The organism is Hyphomicrobium sp. (genome assembly GCF_036262015.1).
Lineage (GTDB): Bacteria > Pseudomonadota > Alphaproteobacteria > Rhizobiales > Hyphomicrobiaceae > Hyphomicrobium_C.
On sequence record NZ_DATAJR010000009.1, the window covers coordinates 60,613 to 78,747 of the forward strand.

Annotated in this window: 22 protein-coding genes, 2 tRNA genes and 1 pseudogene; 18 read left to right on the forward strand and 7 right to left on the reverse strand. The window is 61.7% G+C overall.

The genetic code is table 11. The features are described 5' to 3' along the window. Nucleotides 1-24: 24 nt before the first annotated feature. The 15 genes and pseudogenes from lon (at nucleotide 25) to VHO05_RS15915 (ending at nucleotide 10,199) form a co-directional block, all read left to right on the forward strand. Entirely contained in the window at nucleotides 25-2,445 is a 2,421-nt protein-coding gene (lon, locus tag VHO05_RS15845) for an endopeptidase La (RefSeq protein WP_329647588.1), read from the forward strand. A 390-nt stretch (nucleotides 2,446-2,835) separates the two neighbouring features. Further along, nucleotides 2,836-3,114: pseudogene (locus tag VHO05_RS15850) on the forward strand (HU family DNA-binding protein); the annotation flags it as partial. 117 nt (nucleotides 3,115-3,231) lie between these two features. Next, nucleotides 3,232-3,306: transfer RNA gene (locus VHO05_RS15855), tRNA-Val, on the forward strand. Nucleotides 3,307-3,566: 260 nt separating this feature from the next. Further along, on the forward strand, nucleotides 3,567-4,082 hold the full coding sequence (locus tag VHO05_RS15860; RefSeq protein ID WP_329647589.1) for a DUF1993 domain-containing protein: 516 nt from the start codon (nucleotides 3,567-3,569) through the stop codon (nucleotides 4,080-4,082). 39 nt (nucleotides 4,083-4,121) lie between these two features. Further along, a complete protein-coding gene (locus VHO05_RS15865) occupies nucleotides 4,122-4,685 on the forward strand; it encodes an AAA family ATPase (protein ID WP_329647590.1) in 564 nt (187 codons plus the stop codon). A gap of 124 nt (nucleotides 4,686-4,809) precedes the next feature. Then, a tRNA-Asp gene (locus VHO05_RS15870) sits at nucleotides 4,810-4,886 on the forward strand. Between the two features lie 331 nt (nucleotides 4,887-5,217). Next, nucleotides 5,218-5,430: a hypothetical protein gene (locus tag VHO05_RS15875; protein ID WP_329647591.1), complete on the forward strand. Its 213-nt coding sequence runs from the start codon at nucleotides 5,218-5,220 to the stop codon at nucleotides 5,428-5,430. Between the two features lie 226 nt (nucleotides 5,431-5,656). Then, nucleotides 5,657-6,022 carry an NADH-quinone oxidoreductase subunit A gene (locus VHO05_RS15880; RefSeq protein WP_329647592.1) on the forward strand — a complete coding sequence of 122 codons (366 nt, stop codon included), beginning with the start codon at nucleotides 5,657-5,659 and terminating at the stop codon, nucleotides 6,020-6,022. Next, nucleotides 6,013-6,591: an NADH-quinone oxidoreductase subunit B family protein gene (locus tag VHO05_RS15885; protein WP_329647593.1), complete on the forward strand. Its 579-nt coding sequence runs from the start codon at nucleotides 6,013-6,015 to the stop codon at nucleotides 6,589-6,591. The genes VHO05_RS15880 and VHO05_RS15885 overlap by 10 nt, the downstream gene beginning before the upstream one ends. A gap of 66 nt (nucleotides 6,592-6,657) precedes the next feature. Further along, nucleotides 6,658-7,254, forward strand: a complete 597-nt coding sequence (locus VHO05_RS15890; RefSeq protein ID WP_329647594.1) for an NADH-quinone oxidoreductase subunit C — start codon at nucleotides 6,658-6,660, stop codon at nucleotides 7,252-7,254. After that, a complete protein-coding gene (locus VHO05_RS15895; RefSeq protein ID WP_329647595.1) occupies nucleotides 7,251-7,670 on the forward strand; it encodes a hypothetical protein in 420 nt (139 codons plus the stop codon). Before VHO05_RS15890 ends, VHO05_RS15895 begins: the two co-directional genes overlap by 4 nt. Beyond that, nucleotides 7,667-8,122 (forward strand): thioesterase family protein, encoded by a 456-nt coding sequence (locus VHO05_RS15900; RefSeq protein WP_329647596.1) that lies wholly within the window; start codon nucleotides 7,667-7,669, stop codon nucleotides 8,120-8,122. Before VHO05_RS15895 ends, VHO05_RS15900 begins: the two co-directional genes overlap by 4 nt. Nucleotides 8,123-8,126: 4 nt before the next feature. Continuing rightward, nucleotides 8,127-8,573 carry a GFA family protein gene (locus VHO05_RS15905; RefSeq protein ID WP_329647597.1) on the forward strand — a complete coding sequence of 149 codons (447 nt, stop codon included), beginning with the start codon at nucleotides 8,127-8,129 and terminating at the stop codon, nucleotides 8,571-8,573. Beyond that, nucleotides 8,566-9,003, forward strand: coding sequence for a GFA family protein (locus tag VHO05_RS15910; RefSeq protein WP_329647598.1), 438 nt, complete (start codon nucleotides 8,566-8,568; stop codon nucleotides 9,001-9,003). The genes VHO05_RS15905 and VHO05_RS15910 overlap by 8 nt, the downstream gene beginning before the upstream one ends. Nucleotides 9,004-9,008: 5 nt before the next feature. Continuing rightward, a complete protein-coding gene (locus tag VHO05_RS15915; RefSeq protein ID WP_329647599.1) occupies nucleotides 9,009-10,199 on the forward strand; it encodes an NADH-quinone oxidoreductase subunit D in 1,191 nt (396 codons plus the stop codon). 128 nt (nucleotides 10,200-10,327) lie between these two features. On the opposite strand, the gene VHO05_RS15920 is transcribed toward VHO05_RS15915, so the two are convergent. Further along, nucleotides 10,328-11,089, reverse strand: coding sequence for a glycerophosphodiester phosphodiesterase family protein (locus tag VHO05_RS15920; protein ID WP_329647600.1), 762 nt, complete (start codon nucleotides 11,087-11,089; stop codon nucleotides 10,328-10,330). Nucleotides 11,090-11,178: 89 nt separating this feature from the next. Next, nucleotides 11,179-11,646: a RidA family protein gene (locus VHO05_RS15925; protein WP_329647601.1), complete on the reverse strand. Its 468-nt coding sequence runs from the start codon at nucleotides 11,644-11,646 to the stop codon at nucleotides 11,179-11,181. Nucleotides 11,647-11,820: 174 nt separating this feature from the next. On the opposite strand from VHO05_RS15925, the gene VHO05_RS15930 reads away from it, so the two are divergent. Then, nucleotides 11,821-12,735, forward strand: a complete 915-nt coding sequence (locus VHO05_RS15930) for a cell envelope integrity EipB family protein (RefSeq protein WP_329647602.1) — start codon at nucleotides 11,821-11,823, stop codon at nucleotides 12,733-12,735. Nucleotides 12,736-12,749: 14 nt separating this feature from the next. On the opposite strand, the gene VHO05_RS15935 is transcribed toward VHO05_RS15930, so the two are convergent. Both VHO05_RS15935 and VHO05_RS15940 read right to left on the reverse strand, forming a co-directional pair. Continuing rightward, nucleotides 12,750-13,640, reverse strand: coding sequence for an ROK family protein (locus VHO05_RS15935; RefSeq protein ID WP_329647603.1), 891 nt, complete (start codon nucleotides 13,638-13,640; stop codon nucleotides 12,750-12,752). Between the two features lie 28 nt (nucleotides 13,641-13,668). Next, nucleotides 13,669-13,974 (reverse strand): DUF3572 domain-containing protein, encoded by a 306-nt coding sequence (locus VHO05_RS15940; protein WP_329647604.1) that lies wholly within the window; start codon nucleotides 13,972-13,974, stop codon nucleotides 13,669-13,671. Nucleotides 13,975-14,159: 185 nt separating this feature from the next. Here VHO05_RS15940 and VHO05_RS15945 point away from each other — a divergent pair, with 185 nt between their 5' ends. Together VHO05_RS15945 and VHO05_RS15950 are read left to right on the forward strand one after the other, a co-directional pair. Further along, the gene (locus VHO05_RS15945; RefSeq protein WP_329647605.1) at nucleotides 14,160-14,567 is read left to right on the forward strand and encodes a response regulator; all 408 of its coding nucleotides are present in this window, start codon (nucleotides 14,160-14,162) and stop codon (nucleotides 14,565-14,567) included. 51 nt (nucleotides 14,568-14,618) lie between these two features. Next, on the forward strand, nucleotides 14,619-15,989 hold the full coding sequence (locus VHO05_RS15950) for a PleD family two-component system response regulator (protein WP_329647606.1): 1,371 nt from the start codon (nucleotides 14,619-14,621) through the stop codon (nucleotides 15,987-15,989). A 649-nt stretch (nucleotides 15,990-16,638) separates the two neighbouring features. On the opposite strand, the gene rpmG is transcribed toward VHO05_RS15950, so the two are convergent. From rpmG to VHO05_RS15965, 3 genes are all read right to left on the reverse strand, one after another. Beyond that, nucleotides 16,639-16,806, reverse strand: a complete 168-nt coding sequence (gene rpmG / locus VHO05_RS15955) for a 50S ribosomal protein L33 (protein ID WP_329647607.1) — start codon at nucleotides 16,804-16,806, stop codon at nucleotides 16,639-16,641. An 81-nt stretch (nucleotides 16,807-16,887) separates the two neighbouring features. Further along, nucleotides 16,888-17,640: an NUDIX hydrolase gene (locus VHO05_RS15960; RefSeq protein ID WP_329647608.1), complete on the reverse strand. Its 753-nt coding sequence runs from the start codon at nucleotides 17,638-17,640 to the stop codon at nucleotides 16,888-16,890. Nucleotides 17,641-17,656: 16 nt separating this feature from the next. Beyond that, nucleotides 17,657-18,091 carry a DUF983 domain-containing protein gene (locus VHO05_RS15965; RefSeq protein ID WP_329647609.1) on the reverse strand — a complete coding sequence of 145 codons (435 nt, stop codon included), beginning with the start codon at nucleotides 18,089-18,091 and terminating at the stop codon, nucleotides 17,657-17,659. Nucleotides 18,092-18,135 lie beyond the last annotated feature (44 nt).

Here is an 18,135-nt window from a genome sequence, read left to right on the forward strand (position 1 = left end):
CGCAACCTCCAACGGGTGACGATCATGAGCGAAGAGAAGCAGACCAAAGACAAGACGGCCGCACGGGATCATTATCCAGTCCTTCCACTGCGTGACATCGTCGTCTTCCCCTACATGATCGTGCCGCTCTTCGTGGGGCGCGAGAAATCGATCAATGCGCTGGAAGAGGTCATGCGCGCGGACAAGCACATTCTGCTTGCCGCTCAGAAGAACGCGGGTGACGATGATCCTGCGACGGATGCCATCTATCAGGTGGGCACACTGGCGTCCGTGCTGCAGCTCCTCAAGCTGCCGGATGGAACGGTGAAGGTGCTCGTCGAGGGCACCGCGCGCGCGAAGGTGCTGCGCTATACCGACAACGCCAACTACTTCGAAGCCGAGGTCGAGCGGATCTCGGAGACCATCGGCACGAAGGCCGAAATCGAAGCGCTTGCGCGCTCGGCGGTCTCGCAGTTCGAGAACTACGTCAAGCTCAACAAGAAGATCTCGCCGGAGGTGCTCGGCACCGTCGCGCAGATCGAGGACTACTCGAAGCTCGCCGATACCGTCGCGTCGCATCTCGCGGTCAAGATCGCCGACAAGCAAGATGTGCTTGAGACGACGGTCGTGTCGGATCGCCTCGAGAAGGTCTACACGCTCATGGAGAGCGAGATCTCGGTGCTGCAGGTGGAGCGGAAGATCCGTTCGCGCGTGAAGCGGCAGATGGAGAAGACGCAGCGCGAGTACTATCTGAATGAGCAGATGAAGGCCATTCAGAAGGAGCTCGGCGACACCGAAGAGCGCGATGACATCGCTGAGTTCGAGGAGAAGATCGACAACACCAAGCTGTCGAAGGAGGCCAAGGACAAGGCAACTGCGGAGCTCAAGAAGCTCAAGCAGATGAGCCCGATGTCGGCCGAAGCGACAGTGGTGCGCAACTATCTCGACTGGCTGCTTTCGATCCCGTGGGGGATCAAGGGCAAGGTCAAGAAGGATCTCGAAGAGGCGCAGCAGGTGCTCGACGCCGAGCACTATGGTCTTGAGAAGGTCAAGGAGCGCATCCTCGAGTATCTCGCGGTGCAGGCGCGTACCAACAAGCTCAAGGGTCCGATTCTGTGCCTCGTCGGTCCGCCCGGCGTCGGCAAAACTTCGCTCGGCAAGTCGATCGCGAATGCGACCGGACGTGAGTTCGTGCGCATGAGCCTCGGCGGTGTGCGTGACGAAGCGGAGATCCGTGGTCACCGACGCACCTACATCGGCTCGATGCCCGGCAAGGTGATTCAGTCGATGAAGAAGGCGAAGCGGACCAACCCGCTGTTCCTTCTCGACGAGATCGACAAGATGGGTCAGGACTTCCGCGGCGATCCGGCGGCGGCTCTGCTCGAGGTCTTGGATCCCGAGCAGAACGCGACGTTCAACGATCACTATCTTGAGGTTGACTACGATCTCTCGAACGTGATGTTCGTCACCACGGCGAACACGTTGAACATCCCGCCGGCCCTCATGGACCGCATGGAGATCATCCGTCTTGCGGGCTACACCGAGGACGAGAAGGTCGAGATCGCCAAACGCCATCTCCTCACCGAGCAGCGCCAGGCGCATGGCCTGGAAGACGGCGAGTGGGTGGTCGAGGACGGCGCGTTGCTCGAGCTGATCCGCCGCTACACGCGGGAAGCCGGCGTGCGCTCGCTCGAGCGTGAAGTTGCCAAGCTCGCGCGCAAGGCGGTGAAGGAGATCCTGACGTCCGACAAGAAGACGGTCGCGGTGACGGCTGAGAACGTTCACGAGTACCTCGGCGTGCCGAAGTACCGGTACGGCGAAGCCGAGCTCGAGGACCAGGTCGGCATCGTTACGGGACTTGCTTGGACGGAAGTCGGCGGCGAGTTGCTTACGATTGAAGGCGTCATGATGCCCGGCAAGGGCAAGATGACAGTCACGGGCAACCTGCGCGATGTGATGAAGGAGTCGATCCAGGCCGCGAATGCCTATGTGCGCTCGCGTTCGGTCGAGTTCGGCATCCATCCGAGCCTGTTCGAGAAGAAAGACATTCACGTGCACGTGCCGGAAGGCGCGACACCGAAAGATGGCCCCTCGGCTGGCGTTGCGATGGCGACGGCGATCATCTCGGTCTTGACCGGCATTCCCGTTCGCAAGGACGTGGCGATGACGGGAGAGATCACGCTGCGCGGCCGCGTGCTGCCGATCGGTGGCCTCAAGGAGAAGCTCCTGGCGGCACTGCGCGGCGGTATCAAGACCGTGCTGATCCCGGAGGACAACGTGAAGGATCTCGCCGAGATCCCGGACGAAGTGAAAGCGAAGCTGGATCTCGTTCCGGTCGCGCGCATGGAGGACGTCGTGAAGACGGCGCTCGTGCGTGTGCCGGAGGCGATTCAGTGGGATGAGCAGGAGACACAGGCTGTCCCAGGCGACGGCGCCGAGGGTGGCTCGCGCGTCACTGCGCACTGATCGCACCGCGGTCTCAGCGGAGTTATCCGAATACGGATGCTCTCGTTGAGGATAATGAAGTGTTGCTATTCGCATCGTCACGGTGCGACTGAAGTAGAGATCCGGGCGGCAATCGACGTGGCAACACGCGATTGCCGCCCGCATTTTTGTCATCAAAAGCTGATTGGCGTTTCTGTTCGCGCGGCGAGCGGCTTGGGGCTCGGAATGCCCGATTTTTAAGGCTTAAAGGGACGTTTTGCCCCTTGACGTGTCCTATCTTTAGGGGCTTTTTGTGCGCCACTATCTCCGATGCAAACGGTCTGTCGCTATGCGGACCGTGATTGATCGGGCGGCGCCAGTGGCGCGGTCTCCAGCCACTCTGGTCAGCCATTTTTTTCCAGTCACGAGGACGGACAGATGAGCAAGAAAGATTTGATCGACGCCGTTGCCAAGGAATGCGATCTCACGAAGGAGAAGGCAGGGACGGCTGTCGATGCGGTGCTCGCGCATATTCGCAGTGCGATGAAGAACGACGAGGAAGTTCGTATTCCCGACTTCGGCACCTTCAAGGTCGCAAAGCGCAAGGCGCGTGAAGGCCGCAACCCTGCGACTGGTGCGACGATCAAGATTCCGGCTTCGCGCGTGCCGAAGTTCAGCCCGTCCAAGGGTCTCAAGGACGCGCTCAACTAAGGACTTGCTCAATTCTCTATAGGCGCGCTGCGGACTCCTGCAGCGCGCCTTTGTTTCGGCAAGGCATCCAAATGCCGATTGCCGATTGTCACCGGGATCGCTATGGATCTCGTGATCGGGCGGTTAGCTCAGTGGTAGAGCGCTTCGTTTACACCGAAGATGTCGGGAGTTCGACCCTCTCACCGCCCACCATTTTTCTAGCGACACAAGCTGGGACAAGCTTCGTTCAATCTGTGTTGTGCTCTGTGGATGGACGGCGCAGTCCATATGGAGCGTGGCTTCGTCAGGACGCTCCCTGGCCCTTCGGGCCGACGGAAATCTGCTACATAAGCTGAACCACACTTCACGCATTCAACGTATTGCACTGTTGATGGCTGCGGCCCTCCAGGCGAGCATGGCGGTTGCCATGGCCTGCGGAGCGCGTTCAAGCCAACGAACGGTTGGGAGGAAACATGTCGATCACGATGTACGAGATTGCGGTGCCGAGCTTCACGAAGCACCTGGAGGCGCTCGACGCCATCCTCGATAAGGCCCAGGCCTACACCGAAGCGAAGAAAATCGATCCCGATGCGTTGCTGATGGCGCGGCTTTATCCCGACATGTACACGTTCAAGAAACAGGTACAGTCGGCTTGTGATTTCGCGAAGCTCTCGGTTGGCCGCCTCGCTGGCCTTACGCCGCCTGTGCACGATGACAGCGAGAAGACGTTCGCCGATCTCAAGAAGCGTATTGCCGAGACGCTCGCGGTTCTGGCATCCGCCAAGGCGGAGCCGATGGAAGCCGCTGCGGATCGCGAGGTGAAGATCAAAGCCGGTCCGCGCGAGCTGACCTTCACCGGCCGCGAATACCTGCTGCACTTTGCGCTGCCCAACTTCTACTTCCACTGTGCGACGGCTTACGGAATTCTCCGGCACAACGGGTTGGAGATCGGGAAGCGTGACTTTATGCGCCGCATGCCTCCGGCATGACATGCGTCGCATACCTCCGGCTTGAGCTTTGATGAAGGCGTGAAAGCCGCCGATCGTTTCATCGTCATTACGGGCGGTCCGGGCTCCGGCAAGAGCACTCTCATTGACGCATTGCGCGCTGAGGGGTTCACGGCGATGCCTGAAGGTGGGCGCGTGATCATTCAGCAACAGGTTGTTATCGGCGGCACGGCGCTCCCGTGGGCGGATCGCCGTGCCTTTGCCGATCTGATGCTGAGCTGGGACCTGCGCTCGTATCAGGAGGCCGAAGCCGGGACCGGGTTGGCGTTGTTCGATCGCGGGGTTCCGGATGTCGTGGGGTATCTCGACTTGTGCGGCTTGCCGGTCCCGCCGCATGTGTTGCGAGCTGCGGAGCACTATCGATACCGCTCCCCGGTTTTCATTGCGCCGCCGTGGCCGGAAATCTTCACCCGCGATACGGAGCGGAAGCAGTCGCCCGCAGAGGCTGAAGCAACCTATCGCGCCATGGTGGGGACCTATTCAAGGCTCGGATACGAGCTTCTGGAGCTTCCCCGGGCACCGGTCACGGAACGGGTGGCGTTTGTTAAGGCTCACTTGCCCCGAGATCACGAGGGGCCGGAATAGGGGCTGGCGGCTGCGTCGAAAACGGCGCTAAAATGAGTTTCGGCATCGCTTGACTTAGTCGCCGCGAACACGTATCTCGTCGCTTCGCTTTTGCGTCGGTCCGATTTCGGCTCCGATGCGGATTGCGGGAGTAGCTCAGTTGGTTAGAGCGCCGCCCTGTCACGGCGGAGGCCGCGGGTTCAAGTCCCGTCTCTCGCGCCACTTTTTCCCAAATTCTTTTGGTTAGAAGGTGTCGCGCGGATAGCGCATCGGTGTATGCCGCTGCCGTATGAGGGTGATGTATGCCCTCTCTAGTGCTATCGAGCCCCCCAAAAAACCAATGGGGCACCGGCCGATGCAGCAGCCGATGCCCCTAACGGTTAGCGCCGCTTTCGCGACGCGCCAGTCCAACAACGCTGGCCGACACATTCTGTTCCACAGTCCCCAAACTTTTCTCCGTTGTGCCGCTTTTTGCCGGTTGGCGGCGCGGGAACGCGCTGACCGCTAGCGCGTTCGATGGAAAGAACACTATCCCATCGGAGACGTGGCGGTCATGGCAGTCAGACATTCAGATCCTCACAGCCTAAGGCGGCGCATCGAAGCCGCTGTGATCGGCGGCGGGCTTCAAGGGCCTCTTTCGGATGCTCCGGCGTCGATGCGACTGGCGTGCCGGCTCAGGCGGGAGCTGCAGGTGCAGAAGCGGCTGCCGTCCGTTATTCACGCGCAGCTCGTGCACCTCGAACAGGCGGAAGTGCGGTCGATCTAGGCCCCGTTCAAGCCTGAGGCGTCCGCTCGACATTGCATTTTGTGTTTCCGCAAACCGCCGGTCGCTAAAGGGCTGTATTTGCGCTCTCAGGCTGTTGCATGGCTGCGGTCGGATGGGTTAACACCACGGAAGCGATTTTGCGTCGCGGTAGGCCGCTACCGACGGCGATGTCACGGCGAGGCTTCCTCGTCGGCCGTGAGTGCGGGCTCCGGAAGGACAGGACTGCATGACCGATCTGCTGACCGACTATCTGCCGCTGGCCGTGTTCATCGGCGTTGCCCTTTTCATCGGTGTGGCGTTGATGGTCGCTCCGTTCCTGGTCGCGTACCGCAATCCCGATCCGGAGAAGGTTTCAGCCTACGAATGCGGGTTCAACGCGTTCGACGATGCGCGCATGAAGTTCGATGTGCGCTTCTACCTCGTGTCCATCCTCTTCATCATTTTCGACCTCGAGATCGCATTCCTCTTTCCCTGGGCCGTTGCGTTCGGTGACGTTGGCATTGTCGGCTTCTGGTCGATGATGATCTTCCTGGGCGTGCTCACGGTGGGATTCATCTATGAGTGGAAGATGGGAGCCCTCGAATGGGATTGATCGTTCCGCCCGAGTTCAGCTTCGACAAAGCCAAGGAAGGCGCCGGTGGCTCGTCGGGCACGCTGGTGAAGCCGGGCGATCCGTTCTTCACCGACTTGTCGAACGAGCTCGGTGACAAGGGCTTCCTGGTTACGTCGACCGACGAGCTCATCAACTGGGCGCGCACCGGGTCGCTCATGTGGATGACGTTCGGGCTCGCGTGTTGTGCAGTCGAGATGATGCAGGCGTCGATGCCGCGTTACGATCTCGAGCGCTTCGGCTTTGCGCCGCGCGCTTCGCCGCGTCAGTCGGACGTCATGATCGTCGCCGGAACGCTGACCAACAAGATGGCACCCGCGCTGCGCAAGGTCTACGACCAGATGCCGGAGCCGCGCTACGTCATCTCCATGGGAAGCTGTGCCAACGGCGGTGGCTACTATCACTACTCCTATGCGGTGGTGCGCGGCTGCGATCGCATCGTGCCCGTCGATGTTTACGTGCCCGGCTGCCCGCCGACGGCGGAAGCGCTGGTCTACGGCGTGCTGCTGCTGCAGCGGAAGATCCGGCGCACGGGAACAATTGAGAGATAGGCCGTCAGAGGGTGGGCAGCGGGCTGCTGCCCTATTGCCTTACTGTCTAGCGCCCCGGGGACTGACATGCTGACCGACCTTGAAGCCCACATCACCTCGAAGCTCGGCGCGGCGGTCTTCGACCGCAAGATCGCGCACGGCGAACTGACTCTCACGACCGATGTGGCGAGCATCGTCGAGGTGCTCAAGTTCCTGCGCGACGACAAGGGCTGCCAGTTTGAGGTTCTGCTGGATATTTGCGGGGTCGACTGGCCCGCGCGCGTGGCGCGCTTCGATGTCGTCTATCACCTGCTCTCCCCGCGTCTCAACCAGCGGGTGCGCGTGAAGCTGCACACCGATGAGGAAACGCCGGTGCCGAGCGTTATCAGCGTCTTTCCGGCGGCCGACTGGTATGAGCGGGAGGCCTACGACATGTTCGGCATCCTGTTCTCCGGTCATCCGGATCTCAGGCGCCTGCTGACGGACTACGGCTTCCAGGGCTATCCGCTCCGCAAGGACTTCCCACTCACGGGGTACGTCGAGGTGCGGTACGACGATCAGGCGAAGCGCGTCGTTTATGAGCCGGTGAAGCTCGTGCAGGAGTTCCGGTCGTTCGATTTCGAGAGCCCCTGGGAAGGCCCGAACTACGTTCTTCCCGGCGACGAGAAGGCCAGCCGGTCATGACGCCGCTGGACAACGAGCGCCTCGAAAAAATCCGTGCCAATGCGGCGTTTGCGATCGAGGAATTCCGCGAGGCGGCGGAGAAGCAGATCGGGTATGACGCCGACTCTGTTGCCTGGGTCGAGGGCTTCGTTGAGCGCGCGCGCGAACGCTATGCGGAGAGCGGTGTGCCGAGCGGCCTCGTCTCCGTGATCGGCAGCTACCTGGGTGAAGCGATCATCGCCGAGACCGGCGGACAATGGACGCAGGACGACGAGGGCCGTCTCGCGATTCAATTCCCCAATCAGGACGCGGTCTATCCCTTTGCGAAGGTCGAGAAGCAGTTCGATCAGGGCGTCGCGGGCGGAGAGTCGATCCTTAGCTTCTATACGGTGAGCCTCAGCTACATCGCGATCGGTGCGCTCCGGGAGACGACATGAGGGAGAGCCTAAAGGCCGGAGATCGCGCGCGTCTCGAATTCAAGGTGCCGGCAACCAAGACGGTGCCGCATCTGTATCCCGAGTCGTCCGACTTCCAGGTCATGCCCGACGTGTTTGCGACGGGGTTCATGGTGGGCCTGATGGAGTGGTGCTGCCTCGAAGCGCTCAAGCCGCATTTGGATCCGGGGGAGGGTTCGCTCGGCATCCACATCAACGTGTCCCACAGCGCGGCGACTGTGCCGGGTCAAGTGGTGACGGTGGACGCGGAGTGCACGAGTGTGAACGGCCGGCGCGTCATGTTCAAGGTCACGGCGCACGACGGCGTCGAGGTAATCGGCGCGGGAACGCATGAGCGCATGATCGTGCCGTGGCAGCGGTTCATTGGCCGCGTGAACGAAAAGGCCAAGCGCGCCGGGGCGGAGCCGATCAAGAGTTGCGGAGCAGAGGCGTAGAGCGATGGGCGCGGCGGGCAACACAGTCACCGGCAAATGTCTCTGTGGCGCGGTTACGTTCGCCGCTGATGTCAGCACACGCGACGTCGATGCTTGTCATTGCTCCATGTGCCGCCGTTGGTCTGCCGGACCCTACATTGGGCTGTCTCACAATGGGCCCGTGACCTTCACCGGAGCCGAGAACATCGGTGCCTACAAGTCATCCGAATGGGCGGAGCGCGGTTTCTGCAAAGTCTGCGGAAGCTCGCTCTTCTATCACTTGCTCGGAACGGAGCACTATTCTTTCTCCGCCAATGCGCTCGACGACCAGAGCGGCTTTTCGCTCACGTCGCAGATCTTCATCGACGAGAAGCCGGCCTACTACGACTTCGCCAACGACACGCCGAAGCTGACGGGCGCGGAGGTGTTCGCGGCTTTCGCCAAGGCTGGAGAGGCTGAGCAGAATGGCTGAGCCTTTCAACGTCTCCGGACAGTGCCTTTGCGGTGCCGTCACCTACAAGGCGACGGCGACATCGCACGATGTCAACGCTTGCCACTGCGGCATGTGCCGCCGCTGGACCGGAGGCCCGCTTCTCTACATCCACGTGGATGACAACCCGGTGTTCACGGGCGCCGATGCGATCGGCGTGTTCCGTTCCTCCGAGTGGGGAGAACGCGGGTTCTGCACGAAGTGCGGCTCGATCCTGTTCTGGAAGACGGCCGGAAAAGATCGCTACACCTTCACGGCGGGATCGCTCGACGATCAAGCGGGGCTGACGTTCACCCGCGAAATATTCATCGACGACAAGCCGCCGTACTATGATTTCGCCAACGAGACCGAAAGGCTTACGGGAGCGGAATCGACTGCGACGTATTTGGACAGCTCCGACAAGACCGAGTGAGCGCTATGGCTGAAACCGAGATCCGCCCCTTCAACATCAACTTCGGCCCGCAGCATCCTGCGGCGCACGGCGTGCTCCGGCTCGTGCTGGAACTCGACGGCGAGGTTGTGGAACGCGTCGACCCGCACGTTGGCCTTTTGCATCGGGGAACCGAAAAGCTGATCGAGGCCAAGACGTATCTGCAGGCCATCGGCTATTTCGACCGGCTCGATTACGTGGCGCCGATGAACCAGGAGCACGCATTCTGCCTTGCGGCGGAGCGGCTGCTCGGCATCACGGTGCCTCGGCGCGCGCAGCTCATTCGCGTTCTTTATTCGGAGATCGGGCGGCACCTGTCGCATCTCCTCAACGTCACGACGCAGGCCATGGACGTCGGCGCGCTGACGCCGCCGTTGTGGGGCTTCGATGAGCGCGAGAAGCTCATGGTGTTCTACGAGCGCGCTTCGGGCTCGCGCATGCACGCCAAGTATTTCCGCATCGGCGGCGTGCATCAGGACCTACCGCCGGAGCTGATCGACGACATCCAGGCGTGGTGCGAGACGTTCCCCAAGGTGCTCGACGACATCGAAGCCCTTTTGACGGAGAACCGCATCTTCAAGCAGCGCAACGTCGACATTGGCGTTGTCAGCCTGGAAGACGCCTTCGCGTGGGGCTTTTCGGGCGTGATGGTGCGCGGCTCCGGCGCGGCGTGGGACCTGCGCAAATCGCAGCCTTATGAATGCTACTCGGAGATGGATTTCGACATTCCGATCGGCAAGAACGGCGACTGCTACGATCGCTATCTGATCCGCATGCTCGAGATGCGCGAATCCGTGAAGATCATGAAACAGTGCTGCGAGAAGCTTAAGAGCGCAGACGGTGGCGGACCGGTGACGGCTGCGAACCCGCGCGTGGTGCCGCCGCGGCGCGGCGAGATGAAGCGCTCGATGGAAGCGCTGATCAATCACTTCAAGCTCTACACCGAAGGCTTCCATGTTCCGGCCGGCGAGGTCTACGCGGCGGTGGAAGCGCCGAAGGGTGAGTTCGGCGTGTACCTCGTGGCCGACGGCTCGAACAAACCGTACCGCTGCAAGATCCGCGCGCCGGGCTTCCCGCATCTCGCCGCCATGGACTTCCTCAATCGCGGTCACATGCTGGCAGACGTGTCGGCGATCCTCGGCTCGCTCGACATCGTATTTGGCGAGATCGATCGGTAGTTCGCTCACGGGCTTGTTCGGCCGTCGCGCTGCGCCGGCCTGGCCCTCCGCGGGGGCGGCGCTCGCGCCGGGCCGCCTTGCGGCCCTAGCCCTTCGGGCTGTCTCGCGATCGTAGAGAACCTGCGTGCCTAAGCCTCATATCCCTCGAATATCTGAGCGTCGGCGTGGAGGCGGGCGGTTTCGCGCTGGGCTTCGGTGCGGACGGTCCAGGTGAAGAGCGGAAGCCGTAAGTCGTCGCGGATGCGTTGTGCGACGGGCGAGGGCAGGGCGCGGACGTCGTACGCATAGAAATACGGGTCGGCTGGGCCGCTCTCTTTGAGATTGGCCAGTGCGTCGCGGCGCGCGTCCGAGAGTTGGTCCGGATACCATGGCGTGCCGTCCGGATAGCGATAGGAACCGGTGACGATGCCGCGCGGAACGCCGGGCGCGAGACGGCGGATCGTTGCCATCACGGCAGGATCGAAAGACATCAATGCGAGCGGGCCGGCGTAGGCAGTCGCGAGGTTGGAGATCTTGACCATGAAGGCCGGGTTGGGTTCGTTCCACTCGCTCTTGATCTCGGCGAGCAGTGGGACACGTCCGCCGATCAGCGCGAGCAGGTCCGCAAAGGAGAGGATGCCGGTGAGGTCCGTGCCTCTGAACGGCAGCTTCGCCGCACAGCCCGGCTGAAGCCCGGTGATCAATCCGCTGCCAGTCGTCAGGCGTCCGAGTTCGAGATCATGGAAAACGAGCGGGGTGCCGTCAGCGGCCGGCTGCAGGTCGCATTCGATGCCGTAGCCTTTGGCAATGGCGGCTTCGAACGCGGGAGCCGTGTTCTCGATAATGCCCCTGGCCGCGTCGTGCAGGCCGCGGTGCGCGATGGGGCGCAGGAAGGTCGTTCGGTCGAGCATGCGCTGAGGTGTCCCGAGCGTTCTTGAATCGCTCAAGACACCTTAGCGCCATTTGGTGCCGGGCGCTTGCTGCAACGCTCGATCTTGCGTTATCCCGCGATCGCGATGATGGCGTCGACTTCGACGGCGGAGTTCATCGGCAAACTCGAAACGCCGACGGCGGCGCGCGTATGGCGTCCCTTGTCGCCGAGCACCTCGACCATCAGATCGGACGCGCCGTTGACGACCTTGGGGTGATCGCCGAACTCGGGCGTAGCACTGACGAAGCCGGTGAGACGCAAGACCTGCCCGACGCGGTCGAGGCTGCCGAGCGCGGCCTTGGCCTGGGCGAGGATATTCAGTGCACAGAGGCGGGCCGCGGCCTGTCCGGCTTCGACGGTGACATCACGGCCGAGCGTGCCGGTTACAATCGATCCATCCGCTGCTTTGGAGATCTGGCCGGAAATGAACAGTTGGTTGCCATGGATTGCGTAAGGAACGTAATTGGCGACCGGGTTCGGGGCTGAGGGAAGCGTGATGCCAAGCTCGGTCAAACGGGCTTCGATGGTGCCGCTCATGGTTTAACTCTCCGGTCGGTTGTTGTGCAGCCGCTTTTCCTTATGGGCTGGTAGCCGCAGAATGGACAGGGTTCCTTGTTAACGGCTCGATCGGACTTTGCAATGGGCCGGCAGTACCCTAGATTCCAGGTTCGCTATCGTGACCCGTGCGGCGATGGAAGCAGGATGAGCAGAATGCGTGATTGGACCCAACTCCGGATCGGCAACTTCAAGGCGATGGCATTCGCTCTTGGAGCTTTGGCTATCGGCGCCGCATCCTTGGCCGCGGGCGTCCGGCTGGTCCCATCCGTGCAGGCTGCACCGGCTCTCAAGGAGGTCGTGTTCGCCCCGCATCGGGCCATTTACGATCTCTCGCTCGAAAGCGCTAAATCGGGCTCGGGCGTTGCCGGAGTGAATGGGCGCATCGTGTACGAGCTCAGCGGCAATGCTTGCGAAGGGTATGCGCAGAGCATGCGGTTCGTGACGCAGACCCTCAATCAGGAAGGCGAGATCCAGACCACCGATCTCAGGACCTCGAGCTGGGAGGAAGTGCCGGCACTGCGGCTGCGTTTCAGCACGAGTACCTATCAGAACGATATCGCCGCCGATCAAACGCAAGGCGTCGCCAAGCGGACGCAGCCGAACGGAGCTGTCTCGGTCGACTTGGGGAAGCCGACAAGGCGGCAGGTGCCCCTTTCGGGTGACATCTATTTCCCGATCCAGCATTCGATGGCGATCATCCAGGCTGCTCGCGCTGGGCGCACGATCTTCGCCGCGGATCTGTTCGACGGCTCTGAGAGCGGCGACAAAGTCTATTCGACGTCGACGGCCATCGGGCGCCAGACCAAGCCGGGCGGCGGCGCCGTGATTTCACTGGCGAAAGGCAGCGCCGATCTTGATCGCGTGCCGTCGTGGCCGGTGTCGGTCAGCTATTTCCCGGCCGCACAGGCTCAAGGCGATACCATTCCGCTCTATGAGATGTCGTACCGCTTCCACGAGAACGGCGTCACCAGCAGCCTCACGATCAACCATGGCGACTTCTCGATCAAAGGTGAGCTCAAGGAGCTGACGTACTTCGAAGCCTCGCCTTGCAAGGTTCCTTCGCCCTAGGCCCTTCTCCGTCGTCAATCGTTCCAGAGCCAAGCGGCGCCGCGTACGCCGCTTGCGTCGCCCCATTTGGGCGGCCTGATGGTCAGTTCCACGACATCTGAAAAGACGTAGGGTGCCGCGAGCTTCGGGAGGACCTCGTAGAGGTGCGGAAGCTTCGAGAGCCCCCCACCGAGCACGATGACTTCCGGATCGATGATGTTGACCACGTGCGCGAGGCCGCGCGCGAGGCGGGAGGCGTGGCGGTCGAGGCTCAGCTGGGCGGTCGGATCGCCCAATTGGGCGCGGGAGACGATCTCGTGGCCGGATACGAGGTCTCCGGTTCTCCGCTTGTAGTCGGCGGAGAGGCCGGTTCCTGACGCCCACATCTCCATGCAGCCTGCCCGGCCGCACCAACAGATGGGTCCCGGATGCTCCTCGGCATCCGACCAAGGCAGAGGGTTGTGGCCCCATTCGCCTCCGATGCCGCGGGCACCCTCGAGGACATGGCCATCTATGACGATGCCGCCGCCGCATCCCGTCCCGATGATGATACCGAAAACCGAGCGGGCACCGGCCGCAGCGCCGTCGACGGCTTCCGAAAGTGCAAAGCAGTTCGCATCGTTCGCCATGCGCACTTGGCGCTTGAGGGCGCGTTCAAGATCCTCGCGGAGGGGCTGGCCATTGAGCCAGGTCGAATTTGCGTTGCGAACAAGGCCGGTCGTGGGGGAGAGCGAGCCCGGCATGCCAATGCCGACGGTGGCATCGCCTCCGACTTCTTTCTCGAGGGCTTGGATGATGTCGGTCAGCGCGGCCAAGGTGTCGCCGTAGTGTCCTTGGGGCGCGAGAATGCGCATGCGGGCGATTTCGTCGCCGTTGTGGTCGAGGACGCGGCCTTCGATTTTTGTGCCGCCCAGGTCGATGCCCATTCGGAGGCGGCGCTCGGTTGCGACAAGCCTAGTCAAAGGCGGCCTCTGCGCCGAGTTGGCGGGCCAGGATCTCGCGCGCGGGAACGACGGTTTCCGGTGCTATGCCGTTAGATGCTGTAAATACAAGGAGCAGGGATTCGTCTCCGAGCAGATGATCGAGGACAGCGAGGAGGGTTTCTGGCGCGTCGGCAGCCGCGCGCAACTCGTCGGGTCCAATGCCGGTCAGGGCGAGGAAGCGGCCTAGCCGGGGGCCGTCCTCAGCCAGGAATGCGAGGCCCGCAAGGGCCAGGGTCGCTGCGCTTTCGGCAGTCGGTTTCGTGGCTTTTTTCGCCATCCCGTTTCATTCCCTTTTCCCTGGCGCATCCGGCATTTGGGCCACGTTGGGCCGTGAATGCGCACGTTTCAACAGTTGCTTAAGCTAAGCGGTGCACACTGCCCTCTATATGGCCCGCAGAATCGGTGCAGGTAAGGGCGGAACAATGTGAAGACCCTTCGACGATGACCTATCAGGAGACGAGAATGGCCGTCGAGGGCCAACCGAAGGGCACCGCCCGCGCGGCGAAAACCGTGCTGATCGTGGAAGACAACGAGCTCAATATGAAGCTCTTCCATGATCTCTTGGATGCCTACGGATACCTCACAGTGCAGACGCGCAATGGGCTCGATGCCTTGACGCTTGCGCGCGTGCACCGGCCGGATCTCATCCTGATGGACATTCAGCTTCCGGAGGTTTCCGGGCTCGAGGTGACCAAGTGGCTCAAGGAAGATGAGGAACTGCGCGACATTCCCGTCGTTGCGGTGACCGCTTTCGCCATGAAGGGGGACGAAGAGCGCATCCGGTCGGGAGGATGTGAGGCTTATGTTTCCAAGCCTATTTCTGTTGCGGTGTTTCTCGACACCGTGCGGCGCTTTGCGGGGGATGCCTGAACCACGCGCGCGCGGCGAGTTGTGAGTTCGGTGTTGTGTGAGTTTTTTATCATGACTGCTCGAGTTCTTGTTGTCGACGACATACTGGCCAACATCAAGCTTCTGCAGGCGCGCCTCGAAGCTGAGTATTTCGAGGTCCTCACGGCTTCGAATGGAATGGCGGCGCTTGAGATCTGCCAGCGCGAACGTGTCGATGTCGTCCTTCTCGATGTCATGATGCCGGGCATCGATGGCTTCGAAGTTTGCCGGCGCCTCAAAGCCTCCGCGCAGACGCTGCACATTCCGGTCGTCATGGTGACGGCGCTTGATCAGGTTTCCGACAAGATTCAGGGCCTCGATTGCGGGGCCGACGATTTTCTCACCAAGCCTGTCGACGACATCGCGCTCGTGACGCGCGTCAAAAGTCTTGCGCGTCTGAAGATGCTCAATGACGAAATGCTGATGCGTGTCACGACGAGCCGGCAGATGGGCCTTGCCGACGAAGATTCGCTCGCGCGCATTCTGGCGGACCGGCCAGGGCGCGTACTGGTCGTTGACGACCATCCGCGATCTTCGTCGCGCGTGATGTCGGCGCTCATGAAAGAGCACGAGGCCTACATCGAATCCGATCCGCAGCTGGCGCTGCAGCACCTTGCGGCGCAGCCGTTCGATCTCGTCGTTGTTGCGCTCAATCTGCAGCATTCCGACGGCCTCAGGCTTTGCTCGCAGGTTCGTTCTCTTGATCGTTCGCGTCACATTCCCATCCTGATCATGGTCGATCCGGGCGACGAGGCACGCCTCTTGCGCGGGCTCGACATGGGTGTGAACGACTATCTGATGCGTCCGGTCGATCGCCATGAACTGCTCGCGCGGGTGAAAACGCAGATCAAGCGCAAGCGGTTCTCCGATTATCTCCGGAACCAGATCCGCGAGAGCGTCGAGATGTCGATCACGGATCCGCTGACGGGGCTGCACAACAGGCGCTATATGGAGCGGCATTTGAAGACGCTCATCGCGGATGCGTTGCGGAGCGGGCGTTCGCTTTCGGTGCTGATTGCCGATATCGACCATTTCAAGCTGGTCAACGATACTTACGGGCACGACGCCGGAGATCTTGTGCTCAAGGAGTTCTCCGATCGCTTCCGCCGCTATACGCGTGGCGTGGATCTCGCCTGCCGTCTTGGCGGGGAAGAATTCCTGATCATCATGCCGGATACGGACAAGCCCTTAGCCCGGCAGGTCGGCGAACGGGTGCGTGAGTGTGTCGCATCTCAGCCCTTCAAGATCGCTTCTGACAAAGAAATCTGGGTTACAGCGAGCGTTGGTCTTGCAACCTGGGAGGGTGAAGGCGATACCTCCGAGGCTCTTTTCAAGCGCGCCGACAATGCGCTTTATGCTGCAAAACGGCAGGGCCGGAACCAAGTCGTGGCCGATGCGGCCTAGGAGCGGCGAGGCGAAGCCGTTCCGCTAACATCATAAAAAACACACGATCTGTCGGCGGATTATCGGATCGCGGTTTGGGCGATGCGCCGTTGTGCGCTTGCACATTAAGTTGTGTGGCGGTGCGGCGTTCTGCCGTTAACTTCGAATCGAATGCCTGCGTGTTCGCCACGCAATGGTCAAGCTCTAAACTTGCAATCGCCGAGGTGTTCTGTCAGTCTCATCGTCAGTGGAGGGGAAGTTCACAAAAATTATTCTGTCCGGAAATCGTTCGGCTGCCCGGCGCTTCCTCGCCGACGTGTTTTGGGTCAGTTCGGTTCCCGCACCCCGTTGGGTCCGCCGCATCTCCTGACGGGAGCGGGGAATCGTAGTGGGGTCTGCGACGGTTGGAGTTACCTCCTAGAATTTACCGTTCCTGATCCGCTACGACACCAGGTGGAACGTCAACGCCCTCTTTGACCCCATCTGGTTACTAGGCCAGGGTCCGTGACTAACTCGGAATGCTTACCCCGCTGCCGAGCCGGTTACGGACCCTGGTTGAGGGCTCTTCATTCAGAGCTGTCGCGATTGGTTTGCTTCCACGCGCATAATCTGGAAGCGGGCCACGATCTCCGTGGCTTATTTGGGCCGCCGCATAAGGGCGGCCGCGCGCCTACTTGATCTTGGTCTCTTTGAACTCGACGTGCTTACGCACGACCGGGTCATAGCGCTTGAAAACGAGCTTCTCGGTCGACGTGCGCGGGTTCTTCTTGGTGACATAGAAGAAGCCGGTGCCCGCGGTCGAGAGCAGCTTGATCTTCTGGACGATTTGCTTGGCCATTGGTCTTCGGACCTCGAAGTGGAATAATTCTCGAATTCGGATTGGGCAACATACTGAGCGCGCCTCAGCTGTCAAGCCGGACTAACGGCGCAGTACTGCGCGCTCCTGCCTCCCGTGGCGATGATAGTAAAAAGGCACATCGCACGGACCTTCGTTATCTCCCTGGCGATCAATGAATTGCGCCACGTCCTCGATGACGAGCCTCGTGATTGACGGAAGCTTAAGTGCGCGCGCGCGGTCCAGCGGGTACCAGTCGATATCGAGCAGTTCTCCATCTGTGCGCTCGACGCGGTGGCAGACCTCGTCTGCGTCGACGATGAAGAAGCGGGTGTCATAACGGCGCGGCCGGCCGGGCGGGGTGATCGCGCGTGCAAAGAAGGTGAGCTTGTCGAGACACGGCTGGTAGCCTTCGGCATGAAACGCGTCCCAGGCGGATGCGAGCGGAGGCGGCGCGGTTGCGTGCGCGGCTCCGACGATGATGCCCGTTTCCTCGTACGTCTCCCGCACGGCAGCCAGGGCCAACGCCGCGGCGCGTGTGTCGGAACGGCGTCCGCGCATTTCGACCTTGAGCGCTTCGAGATCAGCCGCGGAAAGCGCGTGGCGGCGCGCTGCGGCGCGATCGGCCGGTTCGACACGGCCGCCGGGAAAGACAAACGTGTTGGGGAGAAAGACTTGCTCGGGGCGGCGCCGCCCCATGAGAACGCGCGGCGTGGGGGACGTGCGATCGACGATGACGAGTGTGGCTGCGTCGCGCGGCCGGCGGAGCGTGGGCGCAGCTTTCGCCCGTCCCGCAAGCGCGGCGGCATCGGGACTCGATGTCGGCTTGTTCGTCACGCGCTGTCTCGCAACATCAGTGGGGGTGGGGAGGAGCGGTTGGATCGAAGTCGTCAGTCTTGCCGCCGAAGCCGTGCATGCGCAGAGCCCACTGCAGGCCGACGAGCGAGCCTTTCACGCGCGGCAGAAGCCAAAGAGACATGAGGACGGTCAACGGGAGCCAAAGGACAAGGTGCACCCAGGTCGGTGGGGCGAATGTCTTCTCGAGCAGCAGCACACCGGCGATGATGACGTGACAGACGATGACCATCGTGAAGTAGGGCGGGGCGTCGTCGGCGCGTTGGTGATGCAGTTCCTCGCCGCACGACGGGCAGGTGTCGGAGACCTTGAGGTACTTCCAATAGAGCGGACCTTCGCCGCATGCCGGGCACTTCTGGCGCCAGCCTCGGAACATGGCGGCCTTGATGTCGCGTTTGGGCAGCGCTTCAACTGGGGCGTCGAATTCAATCATGGGAACCTTCCTGTGACGCCCGCTAAAATAGGGGGCATCCGGGT